This window comes from Amycolatopsis sp. lyj-109 (assembly GCF_046548995.1).
Lineage (GTDB): Bacteria > Actinomycetota > Actinomycetes > Mycobacteriales > Pseudonocardiaceae > Amycolatopsis.
Genome location: NZ_JAJPWR010000001.1, coordinates 331,909 through 350,556 on the forward strand (window position 1 = coordinate 331,909; position 18,648 = coordinate 350,556).

Annotated in this window: 15 protein-coding genes; 5 read left to right on the forward strand and 10 right to left on the reverse strand. The window is 69.5% G+C overall.

The genetic code is table 11. The features are described 5' to 3' along the window. Positions 1-34 precede the first annotated feature (34 nt). Positions 35-409, forward strand: coding sequence for a MarR family winged helix-turn-helix transcriptional regulator (locus ACLJQF_RS01500; RefSeq protein WP_410606358.1), 375 nt, complete (start codon positions 35-37; stop codon positions 407-409). On the opposite strand, the gene ACLJQF_RS01505 is transcribed toward ACLJQF_RS01500, so the two are convergent. The 8 genes from ACLJQF_RS01505 to glyA all read right to left on the reverse strand — a co-directional run bounded on the left by ACLJQF_RS01505 (position 410) and on the right by glyA (position 11,032). Continuing rightward, positions 410-1,780: a S1C family serine protease gene (locus ACLJQF_RS01505; RefSeq protein ID WP_410606359.1), complete on the reverse strand. Its 1,371-nt coding sequence runs from the start codon at positions 1,778-1,780 to the stop codon at positions 410-412. It lies immediately after the preceding gene. A gap of 188 nt (positions 1,781-1,968) precedes the next feature. Then, positions 1,969-4,404, reverse strand: coding sequence for a GcvT family protein (locus ACLJQF_RS01510; protein ID WP_410606360.1), 2,436 nt, complete (start codon positions 4,402-4,404; stop codon positions 1,969-1,971). Between the two features lie 13 nt (positions 4,405-4,417). Continuing rightward, entirely contained in the window at positions 4,418-5,260 is an 843-nt protein-coding gene (gene purU, locus ACLJQF_RS01515; RefSeq protein WP_410606361.1) for a formyltetrahydrofolate deformylase, read from the reverse strand. Beyond that, positions 5,257-5,727 (reverse strand): sarcosine oxidase subunit gamma, encoded by a 471-nt coding sequence (locus ACLJQF_RS01520; RefSeq protein ID WP_410606362.1) that lies wholly within the window; start codon positions 5,725-5,727, stop codon positions 5,257-5,259. Before ACLJQF_RS01520 ends, purU begins: the two co-directional genes overlap by 4 nt. After that, positions 5,717-8,254 carry a 2Fe-2S iron-sulfur cluster-binding protein gene (locus ACLJQF_RS01525; RefSeq protein WP_410606363.1) on the reverse strand — a complete coding sequence of 846 codons (2,538 nt, stop codon included), beginning with the start codon at positions 8,252-8,254 and terminating at the stop codon, positions 5,717-5,719. The genes ACLJQF_RS01520 and ACLJQF_RS01525 overlap by 11 nt, the downstream gene beginning before the upstream one ends. After that, positions 8,251-8,529, reverse strand: coding sequence for a sarcosine oxidase subunit delta (locus tag ACLJQF_RS01530; protein WP_410606364.1), 279 nt, complete (start codon positions 8,527-8,529; stop codon positions 8,251-8,253). The genes ACLJQF_RS01525 and ACLJQF_RS01530 overlap by 4 nt, the downstream gene beginning before the upstream one ends. Before the next feature lie 23 nt (positions 8,530-8,552). Beyond that, positions 8,553-9,764: a sarcosine oxidase subunit beta family protein gene (locus tag ACLJQF_RS01535; RefSeq protein WP_410606365.1), complete on the reverse strand. Its 1,212-nt coding sequence runs from the start codon at positions 9,762-9,764 to the stop codon at positions 8,553-8,555. Further along, positions 9,761-11,032 carry a serine hydroxymethyltransferase gene (glyA, locus tag ACLJQF_RS01540; RefSeq protein WP_410606366.1) on the reverse strand — a complete coding sequence of 424 codons (1,272 nt, stop codon included), beginning with the start codon at positions 11,030-11,032 and terminating at the stop codon, positions 9,761-9,763. The genes ACLJQF_RS01535 and glyA overlap by 4 nt, the downstream gene beginning before the upstream one ends. 58 nt (positions 11,033-11,090) lie before the next feature. On the opposite strand from glyA, the gene ACLJQF_RS01545 reads away from it, so the two are divergent. Next, complete coding sequence (locus tag ACLJQF_RS01545; RefSeq protein WP_410606367.1) at positions 11,091-11,738, forward strand: GntR family transcriptional regulator; 648 nt, start codon at positions 11,091-11,093, stop codon at positions 11,736-11,738. A 48-nt stretch (positions 11,739-11,786) separates the two neighbouring features. Here the strand turns inward: ACLJQF_RS01545 and ACLJQF_RS01550 are convergent, their stop codons facing one another. Continuing rightward, a complete protein-coding gene (locus ACLJQF_RS01550; protein WP_410606368.1) occupies positions 11,787-12,905 on the reverse strand; it encodes an aromatic ring-hydroxylating oxygenase subunit alpha in 1,119 nt (372 codons plus the stop codon). Between the two features lie 301 nt (positions 12,906-13,206). Beyond that, the gene (locus tag ACLJQF_RS01555) at positions 13,207-13,785 is read right to left on the reverse strand and encodes a TetR/AcrR family transcriptional regulator (protein WP_410606369.1); all 579 of its coding nucleotides are present in this window, start codon (positions 13,783-13,785) and stop codon (positions 13,207-13,209) included. 91 nt (positions 13,786-13,876) lie between these two features. Between ACLJQF_RS01555 and ACLJQF_RS01560 the strand changes: the two genes are divergently transcribed. The 3 genes from ACLJQF_RS01560 to betA are packed head-to-tail and all read left to right on the forward strand — an operon-like array spanning position 13,877 to position 18,618. Further along, entirely contained in the window at positions 13,877-15,343 is a 1,467-nt protein-coding gene (locus ACLJQF_RS01560) for an aldehyde dehydrogenase family protein (RefSeq protein WP_410606370.1), read from the forward strand. Between the two features lie 29 nt (positions 15,344-15,372). Beyond that, positions 15,373-16,941, forward strand: coding sequence for an amino acid permease (locus tag ACLJQF_RS01565; protein WP_410606371.1), 1,569 nt, complete (start codon positions 15,373-15,375; stop codon positions 16,939-16,941). A gap of 9 nt (positions 16,942-16,950) precedes the next feature. Next, positions 16,951-18,618 (forward strand): choline dehydrogenase, encoded by a 1,668-nt coding sequence (gene betA / locus ACLJQF_RS01570; RefSeq protein ID WP_410606372.1) that lies wholly within the window; start codon positions 16,951-16,953, stop codon positions 18,616-18,618. Positions 18,619-18,648 lie beyond the last annotated feature (30 nt).

The following is an 18,648-nucleotide window of genomic DNA, read 5'->3' on the forward strand; positions in this document are numbered from 1 at the left end:
GCATCTGATGCCCATGCATGCTAAGTTGGTCGCCGTGAGCGACGTCGCCGAGAAGGAACTGGTCCAGGAGTGGCACGACCTGCTGGGCCGCTACTCGGCCGTGTTCAGCACGCTCGAGTGCCGGCTGCAGGAGCGCCACGGCATCGGCGCGAACGAGTTCGAAGCCCTGGAACGGCTTGCGACCTGCGACTTCAAGTGCCGTTCGGCCGACCTGACCGGCGCCATCCACCTCAGCCAGAGCGCCACGTCGAGGCTGGTCGCCCGCCTGGAGAAGGAGGGCCTGGTCGAGCGCGCGCTGTGCGAAGTCGACCGGCGCGGCATCTTCGTCACGCTCACCGACGCCGGCCGGGAGAAGTACCTCGCGGCGAAGCAGACGCACCGCGAGGTGCTCCGGGAAACCCTGCGCTAGCTAGCCGACCGGCCCTTCGATGGCCTTGACCTGGATCTGCCGCTGACCACCCGCGGCACCGGTCACCGTCAGGGTCAGCTGGTCGCCCGGGTGATGGGTGTCCATCACGTTCGTCAACGACGTCGCCGAGCCGGTCGGCTTGCCGTCGATGGCCGTGATCACGTCGCCGGCCGCGAGGCCGCCCTTCTGCGCCGGACCGCGCTGGACGACCTCGCGGACCTTGGCCCCACCCTGGCCGTCGGACACCGAGACCCCGATGAACGCCGTCTTGCCGATGTGGATCTTGTCGGACGCCTGCCCCGCGACGATCCGGTGGGCGATGTCGACGGCCTGGTTGATCGGGATCGCGAAGCCCTGCCCGGCGCCACCGCTGCGGCGCCCGTTCAGCTGGTAGCCGGTGGACGCGGCGGTGTTGACGCCGATGACCTGGGCGTTCGCGTTGACGAGCGGGCCGCCGGAGTCACCCGATTCGATGTTCGCCCGGACCTGGATGAGCCCGATGAGCTGCTCGGACGACCCGCTGGACTCGTCCGAGGCGGTGATCGACTGGTCCAGCGCCGTCACCGTGCCGGGCGCGGGCACCGGGTCGCCGCCGCGGCCGCCGGCGTTGCCCAGACCGAGGATCTGGTCGCCGACCTGGGTCCTGGACGAGTCGCCGATGGACGCCGTGGGCAGCCCGGACGCGCCCTGCAGCTGCAGGACCGCCACGTCCTCGGTGCGGTCGTAGCCGACGACCTCGGCCTTGTAGGTGTCGCCGGTGCCGATGCTGGTGACCTTGATGCTGGTCGCGCCGGCGACGACGTGGTTGTTGGTCAGCACCTCGCCGTCGGCGGTGAGCACGATGCCGGTGCCCGCCGCGGCCGCGCCCTGCAGGCCCAGCTCGGTGTTGATGTTCACGATGGCCGGGTTGACCTTCGCCGACACGGCGTCGACGTCGAGCACCGCCTTGGCCTCGCTGGGCTGCCCGGAGAAGCCGAAGTTCTGGTTGCCGCCCGCGGTGGGCGCGTTCGCCCCGGAGATCAGGTGCCCGATCCCGAGCCCGGCGACCACGGCCAGGGCGATCGCGACGATCGTGACGGTCAGCGTGCGCAGGGGGTGACGCCGGCGCGGCGGTGGCTGGTAGGCGGGCGGCGGGTAGGCGTAGATCGGTTGCGTGTACGGCGAATACGGGCGTCCCCACTGGTCACGGGCCTGGCCGTACTGCTCGTCGTACCGCTGCTGCTGGTCGTACCGCTGATCCGGGGCCGGCCGGAAGTAGCCCTGGTCCTGCGGATACCCGTCCTGGCCGTAGTACTCCGGCGGGTACCCGCCCTGGCCGTGGCCGTACGGGTACTCGCCGCCGTGTGGGCGTCCTCGGTCGTACTCGCTCATGCACAGCTCCAGCTCTCGACAAGCCTCCGGCTCGTACCAGGAAACGCCCCATTCCTGAGAATTTCCTGGTGCATTTCCATGGACTTGCTGTGGATTACCCGCTGGAGTGCCGGGAGCGACCCGGCGTGACCGGGGTTACGCCGGGACCGCCGCCTCCCGGATCGTGGCCGTCTTGGCCGGATTGGTAACTACCGCCGAATTCGTTCCATGCCGGGGTCGACCAGTGGCTCGGCGGCCACGGTGGCCGCGACCCGGCGGCCGAAGTACTCGATCTCCACCCCGCTGCCGATCTCCGCCGACGCCGGGAGCCACGCGTAGGCGATCGGCCGCCCGACGGTGTACCCGTACGCGGCACTCGTGACGTACCCCGAAGCCACGCCGTCGACGAACACCGGTTCCTTGCCCAGCACGACCGTGCGGCCGTCGTCGATCGTCAGGCACCGCAGCCGCCGCGACGCCGTTTCCTCGCTTCGCCCCTCGATGGCGTCCCGCCCGAGGAACGGACCCTTCGCCGGCCGCACGGCGAAGGCCAGCCCGGCCTCGTACGGGTCGTGCTCGGTCGTCATGTCCGTGCCCCACAGCCGGTAGCCCTTCTCCAGCCGCAGGCTGTTGAACGCCGCTCGCCCGGCCGCGACGACGCCCAGTGACTGCCCGGCCGCCCACAGCGCGTCCCACAGCCGCAGGCCGTTGTCCGCGCTCGTGTAGATCTCCCAGCCGAGTTCGCCCACATAGGACAGTCGCATCGCGACCACCGGCACCCCGGCGATCCGCGCCTTCCGCGCCCGGAAGTACTTGAGCCCCTGGTGCGAAAAGTCCTCGCGCGACAGCGGCTGCACCAGGTCCCGCGCCAGCGGGCCCCAGACGCCGATGCAGCACGTCCCGCCGGTGGTGTCCCGGACCTGCACCCCCGCAGGCGCGTGCTTGACGAAGTGGTCGACGTCGATGGTGCCGTTGATGCCGACCTGGAAGACCTCGGGCTCGAGCCGCGCGACCGTGACGTCACTCCGCACACCGCCCGCGGCGTCGAGCATCAGCGTGTACGTCACCGAACCCACCGACTTGTCCAGCTGGTTGGTCGTCAGCGACTGCAGGAACTCCAGTGACCCCGGCCCGCTGATCTCGACCCGCTTCAGCGGCGTCATGTCGTACAGCGCGACGCCGTTGCGCGTGTGCCACGCCTCGGCCGCGGCGATCGGCGAGTGGAACTGCGCCGACCACCCGTCCCGCGCCGGCGGGAGCGCGTCGTGGGGCAGCTTCTTCAGCAGCGGCGCGTTGGCCTCGAACCAGTGCGGCCGCTCCCAGCCGCCCGCCTCCAGGAACACCGCGCCCAGCTCGCGCTGCCGCACGTGGAACGGCGTCACCCGCAGGTCACGCGGCGAAAGCTTGGGCTGCAGCGGGTGCAGGATGTCGTAGACCTCGACGAAGTTCTGCTGCGCCGTTTCGCTCACGTACGAGGGCGCGAGCTGGACCTGCTCGAAGCGGTGGACGTCGATGTCGTGCACGTCCACTTCGGAATGGCCGTCGACGAGCAGCTGGGCGACCGCCTTCGCGATGCCCGCCGAGTGCGTCACCCAGATCGCTTCGGCCAGCCAGAACCCGCGGACGTCGGCGGACTCGCCGACCAGCGACTGGCCGTCCGGGGTGAAGGAGAAGATGCCGTTGAAGCCCTCCTCGACCTTGGTCTGCCGCAGTGCGGGCAGCAGCAGCTTGCTCTCTTCCCACGACGGCGCGAAGTCGTCTTCGGTGAACGGCAGCATCGACGGCATGGCCGTCTCGGTCACCGACGGATCCAAACCGGACTCGTCGACCGGCATCGGCCGGTGGGCGTAGGAACCGATGCCGAGCCGGTCGACGTGCTCGCGGAAGTACAGGTCCTGGTCCTGGTGGCGCAGGATCGGCAGGCTCGCCTCGACGTCTTCGGTGTTGCGGCCGACGAGCTCGGCGACCTGCCCGGTCTTGACGTACTGGTGGGCCAGCGGCAACAGCGGGACGTCCATGCCCACCATCGCGCCGATCTCGCGGCCCCAGAACCCGGCGCACGAGACGACGACGTCGGCCGGGAAGTCGCCCTGGCCGGTCCGGACACCGGTGACGCGGCCGCCTTCCTGCAGAACGTCGGTCACCTTCGTGGACCCGATGAACCGGGCGCCGCGCGATCCCGCCCGCTCGGCCAGCACCTCGACGGCCTTGGCGGCCCGCGCCAGACCATCGGTCGGCACGTGCAGGGCGCCGAAGATCCGCGAACCGTCCAGGAGCGGCCACCGCTCGACGCATTCGGCGGCGTCGATCAGCTGTCCGGGCACGCCCCACGACGTCGCCCAGCCGTGCTTGCGCCTGAGGTCCTCCCAGCGGGCCGGGGTGGTCGCCACCTCCATGCCGCCGACCTGGAGGAAGCAGTCCAGCTCCACGAACTTCTCGACGGTGTAGCGCGCGAAGTCCGTCATCGCTTTGGAGGCGTTGGTCTGGAAGACGAGCCCGGGCGCGTGGGACGTCGACCCGCCGGTGCGCGGCAGCGGGCCCCGGTCGAGCACGGTGACGTCGGCCCAGCCGCGGGCGGTCAGCTCGTCGGCGAGGTTCGCGCCGACGATGCCGGCGCCGATGATCACGACCTTCGGTGCACTCATGGCGGAACTCCTTCTACCGGAACACAACAGTGCTGTTGCCGTTGAGCAGGACGCGGCGTTCGCAGTGCCAGCGCACCGCGCGGGAAAGGGCGAGGGCCTCGGCGTCGCGGCCGACGGTCACGAGCTCGCGCGGCGAGTACGTGTGGTCGACGCGCTGGACCTCCTGCTCGATGATCGGGCCCTCGTCGAGGTCGGGCGTGACGTAGTGCGCGGTCGCGCCGACGTACTTGACGCCGCGGTCGTAGGCCTGGTGGTAGGGCTTGGCGCCCTTGAAGCCGGGCAGGAACGAGTGGTGGATGTTGATCGCACGGCCTTCGAGCTTCTGGCACAGCTCGTTGGACAGCACCTGCATGTACCGGGCGAGCACGATCAGGTCCGCTTCGTACTCGCCGACCAGGTCGAGCAGCCGCTGCTCGGCCTCCGGCTTGGTCTCCAGCGTGACCGGGACGTGCACGAACGGCACACCGGCGGCCTCGGCCATCGCCCGCAGGTCCTCGTGGTTCGAGACGACCACCGCGATTTCGGCGCCGAGGCCGCCCGCACGCCAGCGGAACAGCAGGTCGTTGAGGCAGTGCCCGAACTTCGAGACCATGACCAGGATCCGCGGCGGCGTCCCGTCGGAGAAACCGAACTCCATGCCGAAGTCGCCGGCAACCGGGGCGAACGCGCGGGTCAGATCGTCCACTGTGGTCGGTTCGGTGCAGGTGAACGACGTGCGCAGGAAGAGCGAGCCGCGGACGTCGTCGTCGAACTGCTGGTGCTCGACGATGTCGCAGCCCTGCCCGACCAGGAACGTCGTGACGGCGTGCACGATGCCCGAGCGTTCCGGGCACTTGAGCGTCAGGGTGAAGGTCACGAGACGTACTCCAAGCTCGCGTCGGCCAGCCAGGCCGTGAAGTAGTCCGAAAAGGACTGGCGGACGAGGATCGTGTAGCCGTCTTCCCGGACCATGAGGACGATCCCGGTCCGCGCGAGGAGCGTCTGGACGCAGCTACCCGGCGGTAACACCTCCAGGTCGATCGAGCACCCGTGCGCCAACACGTCGGCCGCATGCGCCCCGGTCAGCCGCACGACATTGCGCTGCGCCGACACGTCCACCACAACAGGGGCACTTTCACGTGAAAGTGCCCCTTCCAGCTCGGCCTGGCGGCCGGGTTCGGCGAGCACGAGGTACTCGTCGGGGCCCATCCAGAGGATGTCGACGTCGTTGCCGCTGGTGAAGGTGCATGGGCCGGGCAAAGCGACGCCGAGGAGCGTGTCGCCCTCCCGGAGGCGGACGGTGAGCTGGGTGCGGAACGGTTCGTCGACCGCGTCAACCGTCACGGCGGGCTCCTTCCTTGTCGAAGAGGACGGATTCGGTCACGGTCACCGGTACGACCTGGTCGCCGACCGGCACGTACAGCGTTTCGCCGATCCGCTCGCGCCCGGACCGCACGAGGGCCAGCGCAAAGGTGCGGCCGAGGGCGGCGCTGTCGTAGCCGGAGGTGACGTGGCCGAGCATCCGCACCGGCGGTTCCGGCACGACCTCCGACTCGATGATCTGCGACCCTTCGGGCAGCAGCACCGAAGGATCGACCGGGAGCAAACCAACCAGGTGCTTGCGGTCCGGCCGGGTGTTCTCGGCGCGGGCGAAGCTGCGTTTGCCGATGAAATCGGCCTTCTTCTTCGACACCGCCCAGGACATGCCGAGGTCCTGCGGGGTGACCGTGCCGTCGGTGTCCTGGCCGATGATCGGGTAGCCCTTCTCGGCGCGCAGGACGTGCATGGTCTCGGTGCCGTACGGCGTGGCGCCCTGGTCCACTATGGACTGCCAGAGCGCGGGCCCGTGCCACGAAGGAACATTGATCTCATAGGCCAGCTCGCCGGAGAAGCTGATCCGGCAGACGCGCGCCTGGAGTCCGGCGACCTCGGCGTCCTGCCAGGTCATGAACCCGAAGGCGTCGTTCGAGACGTCCAGGCCCGGCGCCAGGCGGCTGAGGACCTCCCGCGATCGCGGGCCGACCAGCGGGATCGTGGCCCAGTGCTCGGTCACCGACGTCGCGAAGACCCGCAGGTGCGGCCATTCCGTCTGGAGCCACTCCTCCATCCACTCGAGGATCTTCGCCGCGTTGCCGGTGGTCGTGGTGACCAGGAACCGCTCCTCGCCGACGCGGATCACCGTGCCGTCGTCGATCACCATGCCGTCGACGCCGCACATCACGCCGTAGCGGATCCGGCCGACACGCAGGTTGCTCATCATGTTCGTGTAGAGCATGTCGAGGAACCAGCCGGCGTCCGGGCCCTGGACGTCGATCTTGCCCAGCGTCGACCCGTCCATCACGGCGACGTCGTTGCGGGCCGCGCGGCATTCGCGCCGGACGGCGTCGGCCATCGACTCGCCCGGCCGCGGGTAGTACCACGGCCGCTTCCACTGGCCGACGTTCTCGAACTCGGCGCCGTGCCCGACGTGCCACGGGTGGATCGTCGTGACGCGCACGGGATCGTGCAGCTCACCGCGGTTACGCCCGGCCAGCGCGGCGAACGACACCGGCGTGTACGGCGGCCGGAACGTCGTCGGACGCCGGGTCGCGAGGTCGACGCCGAGGGCTTCGGCGGTGATGCCGGCGGCGAGCATGCCGGACGTCCTGCCCTGGTCGTGCGCGGTGCCGATGGTCGTGTAGCGCTTGACGTGCTCCAGCGAGCGCAGCCCGGCGCCGGTGGCGCGCAGGACGTCCGACACGGTCGCGTCGCGCTGCTGGTCCACGAACCGGGTGTCCACTTCGGACTCCGGAGCGGGGACCTGCCAGAGCAGCTTGGTCTCCGGCAGCCCTTCACCCGCGGCCGCGCCGACGACGCGCACGTTCGGCAGGTCGCCGTCCGGGACGTACGCACCCAGCCCGGCGTCGTACCGGAGAGTGCCGCGTGCCTGGCTGTAGAGGTGCACGACCGGGTTCCAGCCGCCGGACACGAGCAGCAGGTCGCACTCGACGCGCTCCCCCTGCATTTCGCCCAGTTTCGCCACGTGCGCGGCCGTGATGTGGGAGTCGCCGTCGGTGCCGATGACGCCGTAGCCCTCGCGGGCGTCGACGATCCGCACGATCTCGGCCCCGGCCTCGGCCAGTTCGGAGGCGGCGTCGAGCGCGGAGTCGTTCGTGGTGAACACGACCACGCGCCGCCCGGCCAGGACGCCGTAGCGGTTCAGGTACGTGCGGGCGGCACCGGCGAGCATGATGCCGGGGCGGTCGTTGTCCGGGAAGACGATCGGCCGCTCGTGGGCACCGGTGGCGATGACGATCCGCTTCGCCCGGATCCGCCAGACCCGCTGCCGCGAGATCCGCTCAGGGGCCGCGGGTTCGCCCCGGCGTTCCAGCGCGAGCACGAACCCGTCGTCGTAGACACCGAACGCCGTGGTCCGCGAAAGGAACCGGACTCCTTCGGGCGCCTCACCGTCGGGTTGATCGTCGACCAGGAGCACTCGCCCTTCGGCCGAGGCAGCGGCGGCGCGTCCGGCGGGTCCGGCCCCGATGACCAGGACATCGCAGTGGGCGTGCTTGGCGTCGTACCGCGCCGGGTCGGGCTCGGCGGCCAGGCGGCCCTGACCGCGCAGGCCGCGGGCCTCCAAGCCCTCGTACAGCTCGACGGTCGTCGCGCTCAGCATCGGCTCGGGGAACGGCTTTTCGATCTGCACCAGGGCGTTCGAGTCCTCGACACCCGCCGCGACGATCCCGCGCGGCCGGCCGTACTTGATGCTGGTCGCGACCTGGTGGATGCCGTTGGCGAGCAACGCCGAAGCCAGGGTGTCGCCGAGGAAACCGGTCAGCTCGCGGCCGTCGAAGGTGAACTTGAGCGGGACACCGGACAATCGGGTCATGAGATCACCGGCCGGGGTTCGTCGAGGCGGTAGACCGCCAGGAGGTCGTGGGTGCGGGTGTCGCGTACGGCGTTGAACCAGCGTCGGCAACCCGCGGAGTGGCTCCACCGCTCGGCGAACGGGCCGCTCGGGTTCTCGCGGAAGAAGACGAACTTCGCCCATTCCTCATCGGACAGTGCGGCCGGGTCTTCGGGGTAGGCGACGTGCGCTTGGCCGCCGTAGTGGAACTCGGCTTCCTCGCGTGGCCCGCACCACGGGCAAGGGATCAGTTGCACGGCAACTCCTGCTTTTGAATGACTCAGTGGGCCACGGCGGCAGCGCCGTGCTCGTCGACGAGGGCACCGGTGGTGAACCGGTCGAGGGCGAAGGGCTCGGCGTACTCGTGCGGCTTGCCGCGCGCGATCGTCGCCGCGAAGACGTCGCCGACGCCGGGGGTGGCCTTGAAGCCGCCGGTCCCCCAGCCGCAGTTGAGGAACAGGTTCTCCACCGGTGTCAGGCCGATGATCGGCGAGGCGTCCGGGCTGGTGTCGACGATCCCCGCCCACGTCCGCAGCAGGTGTGCCCGCGCGAACACCGGGAACAACTCCAGCGCGGCGGCCATCTGCTGCTCGATGATGTGGAACGAGCCGCGCTGGCCGTACCCGTTGTAGCTGTCGATCCCCGCACCCATCACGAGTTCGCCTTTGTGCGCCTGGGAAACGTAGACGTGCACGGCGTTCGACATGACGACCGTCGGGTGGATCGGTTCGAGCAGCTCGGACACCAGCGCCTGCAGCGGGTGCGACGTCAGCGGCAGGTCGAGCCCGACCATGCGGGCCAGCACCGACGTGTGCCCGGCCGCGCACAGCGCCACCTTGCCCGCCGCGATCCGCCCTCGGGACGTCTCGACGCCGGTGACCCGGCCGTCCACTGTGGATATTCCGGTGACCTCGCAGTTCTGGATCAGGTCGACGCCCATCGCGTGCGCCGCGCGGGCGAAGCCCCAGGCCACGTAGTCGTGCTTCGCGATGCCCGCGCGCGGCTGGAAGGTCGCGCCGAGCACCGGGTAGCGGACGTCCGGGGAGGTGTTGACGATCGGGCAGATCTCCTTGACGCCGTCGGCGTCCACCCACTCGGCGTCGATGCCGTTGAGCTTGTTGGCCTCGACGCGGCGGACGCTGTCCCGGACGTCCTGCAGGCTGTGCGCCAGGTTCAGCACCCCGCGCTGGCTGAACAGGATCGGGTAGCCGAGGTCCTCTTCGAGGCCTTCCCACAGCTTGAGCGAGTGCTCGTAGATGCCGGAGCTCTCGTCCCAGAGGTAGTTGGAGCGGATGATCGTGGTGTTGCGGGCCATGTTGCCGCCGGCGAGCCAGCCCTTCTCCAGCACGGCAACGTTCGTGATGCCCTGTTTGGCCAGGTAGTAGGCGGTGGCCAGGCCGTGCCCGCCGCCACCGACCACGACCACGTCGTAGGCCTTCTTCGGCTCGGGGTTGTCCCAGAGGAAGTCCGGGTGCTCCGGCAGGTCGGTCATCGGGTTTCCTCCGAGGGGTACAGCGGGAACGCTTCGGCGAGCGCGGTGACGCGGGCCCGCAGCTTCTCGACGTCGTAGCCGGGCCGGAGCGCCTCGGCGATGACGTCGGCGGCTTCGCGGAACTCGGCGTCCCCGAACCCGCGGGTGGCCAGCGCCGGCGTGCCGATCCGCAGGCCGGACGTCACCATCGGCGGCCGCGGGTCGAACGGGACGGCGTTGCGGTTCACCGTGATGCCGACCTCGTGGAGCCGGTCCTCGGCCTGCTTGCCGTCGAGTTCGGAGTTCCGCAGGTCGGCGAGCACGAGGTGGACGTCGGTGCCGCCAGTCAGGACGTCGACCCCGCCGTCCAGCAGCCGCTCGGCCAGGATCTTCGCGCCGCTGAGCGTGCGCTGCTGGCGTTCGGCGAACTCGGGTTCGGCCGCCATCTTGAACGCCACGGCCTTGGCCGCGATGACGTGTTCGAGCGGTCCGCCCTGCTGACCGGGGAAGACGGCGGAGTTGACCTTCTTGGCCAGGCCTGCGTCGTCGGTGAGGATCACGCCGCCGCGCGGGCCGCCGAGGGTCTTGTGCGTGGTCGTCGTCGTGACGTGCGCGTGCGGCACCGGCGACGGGTGCAGCCCCGCGGCGACCAGGCCGGCAAAGTGGGCCATGTCGACCATCAGGTACGCGCCGACCTCGTCGGCGATCTCGCGGAAGCGGGCGAAGTCGAGCTGCCGCGGGTAGGCCGACCAACCGGCGATGATCACCTTCGGCCGGTGCTCCTTCGCGAGCCGTTCGACCTCGGCCATGTCGACCCGATAGTCCTTTTCGGACACTTCGTACGCGGCGACGTCGTAGAGCAGGCCGGAGAAGTTGATCCGCATGCCGTGCGTCAGGTGGCCGCCGTGGGCCAGCGACAGGCCGAGGAGCTTGTCACCGGGCTTGAGCAGCGCGGCCATGGCGGCGGCGTTCGCCTGGGCGCCCGAATGCGGCTGGACGTTGGCGAACCCCGCGCCGAAGAGGGCCTTGACCCGGTCGATGGCCAGCTGTTCGAGGACGTCGACGTGCTCGCAGCCGCCGTAGTAGCGCCGGCCGGGGTAGCCCTCGGCGTACTTGTTGGTCAGCACCGAGCCCTGGGCCTGCAGGACGGAGAGCGGCGCGAAGTTCTCGGAGGCGATCATCTCCAGCGTCGTCTGCTGGCGGCGCAGTTCCGCGCCGATCGCCGCCGCGACCACCGGGTCGTAGTCGGCCAGGGAGCGGTTGAGCACTGGATCGATCGTCGCGGTCATCGCGAAACCTTCCGTGGTCGACTTCTGATATATCAATCGTCGATGTAGGCTAAGCGGCGTGCATCCCCAGGTCAATCCCCCCTCGCTGGCGGAACAGGCGTACCTCTTCATCCGCGACCGCCTGGTCATGCTGGACATCCCGCCGGGCTCCCCCCTCAACGAGGAGGAGCTCGGCAGCACGCTCGGCATGGGCCGGACGCCGATCCGCGAAGCGCTGAAGCGGCTGGAGTCCGAACGGCTGGTCGTCGCCTACCCGCGGCGCGGGACGTTCGCCACCGACGTCAACATCTCCGACCTCGCGCACATCTCCGAGGTCCGGCGCACGCTGGAGCCGATGGCGACGGCCGCCGCGGCCGGGCGCGCGACCGAGGCCGACCGGTCGGCGCTGACCGAGCTGCGCGCGCAGCTCGACGCGGGCGTCCCGGGGCGGGACAACGCCGAGCTGCTGCGCACCGACCTCGCCCTGCACCGGGCGATCTACCGGTGCGTGCACAACCCGTTCCTTGAGGACACGCTGATCCGGTACGACAACCTGGCCACCCGGATCTGGTGCGTGTTCGTGCCCCGGCTGTCCGGGATGGCCGGCCACGTCGACGAGCACGTCCCGCTCCTCACCGCGATCATCGAGGGCGACGCCGAGAAGGCGGCCGCGTTGACGCATGCGCACGTCACCGGCTTCGAGGCCGCCATCCGGGCGTTGATCTAGCCGCAAGCCGTCGTGAGTGGTAATTCGGGTTCTAACCCGAATTACCACTCACGACAGGCGGGCGCGGACCCAGTCGTGGAAGGCGCCGATGTGGTGCTCGCTGGGCACGAGCACGCCGCCGTTGGCGTAGGAGCGCGAGTCCATCGCGAGCTGGCAGCGTTCGCAGGCCTCGAAGTCCTGCAGGTTGACGCGGTGGAACAGCTCCACCGACCGCGTCAGGTCCCGGCCGGATTCGACGACCTCGGGCAGGTACAGCCAGTCGCAGCGGACCAGCGTCCGATCCGGGGCCAGCGGGAACATCCGGTGGATGATGACGTGGTCGGGGACGAGGTTGACGAAGACGCCGGGCTTGATCGTGATCGCGTAGTACTTGCGGTCCTGGGCCTCGGACACGCCGGGGAGCCGGTCGACGCCTTCGCTGCCGTCGACGGTGAAGCCCTTGATCTCGCCGCCGAACTCGGCGCCGTGGCCGACGTAGTACTGCGCGGCGTAGCCGTCGGCGAACTCCGGGAGCACCTCGGTGAGCTCCGGGTGGATCGTCGCGCAGTGGTAGCACTCCATGAAGTTCTCGATGATCTGTTTCCAGTTGGCCTTCACGTCGTACTCGATGCGCTTGCCGAGCGCGAGGCCGTCGATGCCGTAGGCGTCGATCTCGGTCGGGCCGCCGAGGCGTTCGGTGACGGCCCCGATCACGGTCTCCTCGAACGACGGCGGCTCGTCGGCCAGGCAGACCCAGGCGTAGCCGAGCCACTCGCGCAGGTGCAGCCGCGTGAGGCCGAACGCGGTGCGGTCGACGTCCGGCATGCCGGTGAGGTTGGGCGCGGCGATCAGCTTGCCGTCGAGGCCGTACGTCCAGGCGTGGTACGGGCACTGGAAGGCACGCTTGACCGTGCCGCTCTCCGACGTGCACAACCGGGCACCGCGGTGGCGGCAGACGTTGAGGAACGCGGTGAGCTTCCCGTCCCGGCCCCGCGAGACGAGCACGCTCTCCTTGCCGATCTGCACGGTCTCGAACGCCCCGGGCCCGGCGAGGTCGGCGCTGCGCACGGCGCAGAACCAGTCCGCCTCGAAGATCTTCGCCTGCTCCAGCGCGAAGATCGCCGGATCGGTGTAGGAGCTGCCCGGCAAGGTGGCGAGCAGGCTCGGCGGGAGATCGATTGCGGTCACCGGCGTGGTCCTCTCCGCGGATCAGTACGGGAGTTGCGCAGAACGCGTCTTGTTGCTCACTCCGCACCAGAGTGACGCCCGCCCAACCCCCTGTCAACCCACGTTTTCCCAGTACTCACCACAGGTTTCACCCACACGGCGTGATTGAAGGGTCAACTCGCGTGATTGAAGGGTCGACACGCGTGATTGGGAGGTCGACACGGCCCCGGGCACCCGACCCGCCGTGTCGACCCTTCAATCACGCGTGTCGACCCTTCAATCACGCGTGTCGACTCCTCAATCACGCGTGTCGACCGTTCGGTCACACGGCGGGGCCGTCGATGGCTCGGCGGAAGAGGGTTTCGATCTCCTTGCGGGTGGGGCGGGGGTCGGCCAGGGCCGCCTGCATCAGGAGGCCGCAGAACAGGCCGGCCAGGAGACGGCCGGTGAGGGGGTCGGTGCGGGAGCCGAAGAACGCGATCAGGGCGTCGTCCCAGGCCGCGCTCGCCTTGCGCAGCGCCGGGCGGTGCAGCGCCGCGACGTACAGGTCGTACTCGACGACGGTGTCCCGGTACTGCTCGTTGATGTAACCCATCACCAGGTCGGCGAGGGCGGCGGCGAAGTCGGCGTCCGGCGGGAGCCCGGACTCCCACTCCTTCAGCGCGTGGACGTTCTTCTCGGCCGCCCCGTGCAGGGCGACCTCCAGGAGGTCGTCCAGCGTCGCGAAGTGGTAGGTCGTCGAGCCGAGCGGGACGCCGGCCGCGGCCGCCACCGATCGGTGCGTGACCCCGTCGATCCCCCGCTGGGCGACCACTTCGATCGCCGCCTTGGCGATCCGCGCGCGCCGCTCGGGGTCGTTCGGACCGCGGCGCCGCGTTGCGCCGGGTTCGCTCTTCACCATCGAGCCCCCTTATGGACATCTGTACACACTTCGCGTACAAATGTACGCACTCTGGACGCGAAGCAGCCACTACCGATCCGGGAAGGGCCGCATGAAGGACCTCTACATCGACGGAATCTGGCTGGACGCAGCCACCGGGACGCGCTCCGACGTGCTGAACCCCGCCACCGGCGAAGTGCTCGTGACCGTCGCCGAAGCGGGAAAAGCCGAGGTCGACGCCGCCGTGAGAGCCGCGAGAACGGCCTTCGACGGAGGTCCGTGGCGCCAGGCGACCGCCACCGAACGTGGCGCCCTGCTCCGCACGGTGGCCGACCTGCTGGTCCGCGACCGCGAGGAACTGGCCCGCACCGAGAGCCTCGACACCGGCAAGACCCTCGGTGAAGGCCGCATCGACATCGACGACGTGACGAACGTCTTCCGCTACTACGCCGACCTCGCGGGCAAGGACGCCGGACGCCTGGTCGACGCCGGCAGCGCGACCGTCGTGAGCCGGATCGTGCACGAGCCGGTCGGCGTCTGCGCGCTCATCGCGCCGTGGAACTACCCCCTGCTCCAGATGGCCTGGAAGGTCGCGCCCGCCCTCGCCGCGGGCAACACCGTGGTGCTCAAGCCCAGCGAGGTCACCCCGCTGACCACGATCAAGCTCGTCGCCCTGCTGGAAGAGGCCGGTGCCCCGCCCGGCGTCGTCAACCTGCTGCTCGGCGACGGCCGCACCGGCGCGGCGATGGTCGAACACCCGGCCGTCGACCTGGTCTCCTTCACCGGTGGTTACGCGACCGGCGAGAAGATCATGACGGCCGCCGCGAAGGGCGTCCGCCGGGTCGCCCTCGAGCTCGGCGGCAAGAACCCGAACGTCGTCTTCGCGGACGCCGGCTACGAAACGGCGCTCGACTACGCCCTGATGGCGGCGTTCGTCCATTCCGGACAGGTCTGCTCAGCGGGCGCCCGGCTGATCGTCCAAGATGGAATCCATGACCGGTTCGTCGCGGACCTCGCCGCGCGCGCCGACCGGATCCGGGTCGGCAACGGCCTCGATCCCGCGACCGAGACGGGCCCGCTCGTCTCGGCGCAGCACCGCGCCAAGGTCGAGGGCTACATCCAAGGCGCCATCGAAGCCGGCGCAACGCTCCGGGCGGGCGGCAAGCGGCCCGAAGGACCGGAGTACGAAAGCGGTTTCTTCCTGCGCCCGACCGTGTTTTCCGGGTGCACCCGGGACATGGCGATCGTCCGGGAAGAGGTCTTCGGCCCGGTTGTCACCGTGGAACGCTTCACCGAAGAGGCCGACGCGATCGCGCTGGCCAACGACACCGAGTACGGGCTCGCCGGAGCCGTGTGGACGTCGGACGCGTCCCGCGCCCAGCGCGTCGCCGGGGCCCTGCGCCACGGCACCGTGTGGATCAACGACTACCACCCCTACCTGCCCCAGGCGGAGTGGGGTGGTTTCGGCAAATCGGGCATCGGCCGCGAACTCGGGCCGTCCGGACTGGCCGAGTACCAGGAGAGCAAGCACATCTACCAGAACATCGATCCCGTTCCGCAGCACTGGTTCAAGGGCTGATCCCACCCCCACCACGTAAGGACGCTGCCATGACCACGCAGGAAAAACCGGCGGGCGGGGGGCCTGCTCCGGACGACAGCTCCGAACTCGAGAAGTTCGGCTACCGCCAGGAACTCGAGCGCTCGCTCGGATCGTTCTCCAGCTTCGCCGCCGGCTTCAGCTACATCTCCATCCTGACCGGCGTGTTCCAGCTCTTCTTCTTCGGCTTCGCTTCGGGCGGCCCCGCGTTCATCTGGACGTGGCCGCTGGTCTTCCTCGGCCAGCTCGCCGTCGCCCTGTGCTTCTCCGAGCTCGCCGGGCAGTTCCCGCTCGCCGGGTCGGTGTACCAGTGGGCCAAGCAGATCGCGAAACCCGCGACGTCGTGGCTGGCCGGCTGGATCATGATCATCGGCGCGATCGTGACGGCGGCGGCCGTCGCGGTCGCCTACCAGATCATCCTGCCGCAGGTCTCGACCGCGTTCCAGCTCGTCGGCAGCGACGCCGACGCCGGCCTGACGTCGACGCCGGGTGGCGCGCAGAACGCGATCATCCTGGCCCTGGTGCTGGTCGTGTTCGCCACGATCGTGAACATCATCGGCGTCAAGCTGATGGCGAAGATCAACAACTTCGGCGTCGCGGTGGAACTGTCCGCGGTCATCCTGCTGATCATCGCGCTGGCCGTGCACATCAAGCGCGGCCCGCAGGTGGTCTTCGAGACACACGGCACCGGCGAGGGTCACTCACTCGGGTACCTCGGGGCGTTCCTCGTGGCGTCGCTGATGAGCGCGTACGTCTTCTACGGCTTCGACACGGCGGGCTCGCTCGCCGAGGAAACCACCCAGCCGCGCAAGCACGCACCGCGCGCGATCCTGCGGGCGATCACCGCGTCGTTCATCGTCGGCGGCTTGGTGATGCTGGTCGGCATGATGGCCGTCGGCAACATCAACGCCGAGGAGCTGAGCACGTCCGGCATGCCCTACCTGCTGAAGAGCACGCTCGGCGAGGGACTCGGTGACGCGTTCCTGATCTGCTCGGCGATCGCGATCACCGTGTGCTGCCTCGCCGTGCAGACCGCGGCGATCCGGATGGCGTGGGCGATGGCGCGCGACGGCAGGCTGCCGTTCAGCAAGGCGATGGCGAAGGTTTCGCCGCGGTCCAAGACCCCGGTCCTGCCCGCCCTGATCACCGGTGGGCTCACCGTCGTCGTCCTGCTGATCAACCTCGGCAACCAGCGGGCGTTCTTCATCCTGACCTCGACCGCGATCATCCTGTTCTACATCCCCTACCTGATGGTCACCGGCCCGATGCTGGTGCGCCGCCTGCGCGGGCACTGGCCGCGGCCGGAGCACGGCCCGTACTTCAAGCTGGGCCGCTGGGGCACGCTGGTGAACCTGGTCGCGGTGGTCTACGGCGCGGGCATGACGGTCAACCTGATCTGGCCGCGGCCCGAGGTCTACGGCTCCGACCACTGGTACTTCCAGTGGGGCGCGGTGATCGTCACCGCGCTGATCGTGATCATCGGCGCGATAATGCTGTACGTCCGGCGACGCACCTGGGGCTCGGCCCACACCAGCCCCGAACACATGCCCGATGCGACCCCGGATTCCCTGCCCGGCTGAGGAGGACGCATGAGTACCGGAACCTACGACTTCGTCATCGTCGGCGGTGGTTCGGCGGGCTGCGCGCTGGCGAACCGGCTGTCGGCCGACCCCTCGAACAAGGTTCTCGTCCTGGAAGCCGGCCGGTCCGACTGGAAGTGGGACGTCTTCATCCACATGCCGGCCGCGCTGACCTTCCCGATCGGGTCGAAGTTCTACGACTGGGGCTACCGCAGCGAGCCCGAGCCGTACCTGAACCGCCGTCGCGTCTACCACGCGCGCGGCAAGGTGCTCGGCGGGTCGTCCAGCATCAACGGGATGATCTTCCAGCGCGGGAACCCGATGGACTACGAACGCTGGGGCGCCGATCCCGGCATGTCCACTTGGGACTACGCGCACTGCCTGCCGTACTTCAACCGGATGGAGAACTGCCTGGCGGACCCGCCGGACGGCAAGTGGCGCGGGCACGACGGGCCCCTCGAACTGGAGCGGGGCCCGGCCTCCAACCCGTTGTTCCAGGCGTTCTTCGACGCCGCCGAGGAAGCGGGCTACCCGCGCACCGACGACGTCAACGGCTACCGGCAGGAGGGCTTCGCGGCGTTCGACCGGAACGTCCGGAAAGGACGGCGGCTGTCGGCGGCCGGGGCTTATCTGCACCCGGTGCTGGACCGGCCCAACCTCACGGTGAAGACCAGCGCGTTCGTGTCGCACATCCTCTTCGACGGCACCCGCGCGATCGGCGTCGAGTATGCGCAGGGCCGCGGTGTGCCGGGCGAGGTCTACGGCAAGGAAATCATCCTCTGCGGCGGCGCGATCAACACCCCGCAGCTGCTGCAGCTCTCCGGCGTCGGGAACGCGGCGGAACTGGAGAAGCTCGGCATCGACGTCGTCAAGGACCTGCCGGGCGTCGGCGAGAACCTCCAGGATCACCTGGAGGTGTACATCCAGTACGCCTGCAAGCAGCCGGTGTCGATGCAGCCGTCGCTGGCCAAGTGGAAGCGGCCCTACATCGGCGCGCAGTGGCTGTTCCTGCGGTCCGGGCCGGCCGCGACGAACCACTTCGAGGGCGGCGGGTTCGTCCGGTCCAACGACGAGGTGAAGTACCCGAACCTGATGTTCCACTTCCTGCCGGTGGCGATCCGCTACGACGGTTCGGCGCCCACGGAAGGGCACGGCTACCAGGTGCACGTCGGCCCGATGTACGCCGACACCCGCGGCTCGGTGAAGATCACCTCCACCGACCCGCGGCAGCACCCGGCCATCAAGTTCAACTACCTGTCGACCGAGACCGACCGCCGCGAATGGGTCGAAGCGGTACGGGTGGCGCGGAAGATCCTCAACCAGTCCGCGCTGGAGCCGTACAACGGCGGGGAGATCTCGCCGGGGCCGTCCGTGGAAACCGACGAAGAAATTCTCGATTGGGTGGCGAAGGACGCGGAAACCGCGCTGCACCCGTCGTGCACGACCAAGATGGGCGTGGACGAGAAGTCGGTCGTCGACCCGCAGAGCATGCGGGTGCACGGCACCGAGGGCCTGCGCGTCGTCGACGCGTCGGTCATGCCCTACATCACCAACGGCAACATCTACGCCCCGGTGATGATGACCGCCGAGAAGGCCGCCGACCTGATCCTCGGCAACACCCCGCTGGCCCCGATCAAGCTGCCGTTCTACCGGCACGGGGAAACCGCCTCGAAGTAACCGAGCCGTACCCGGGCCGTCACTTTCACG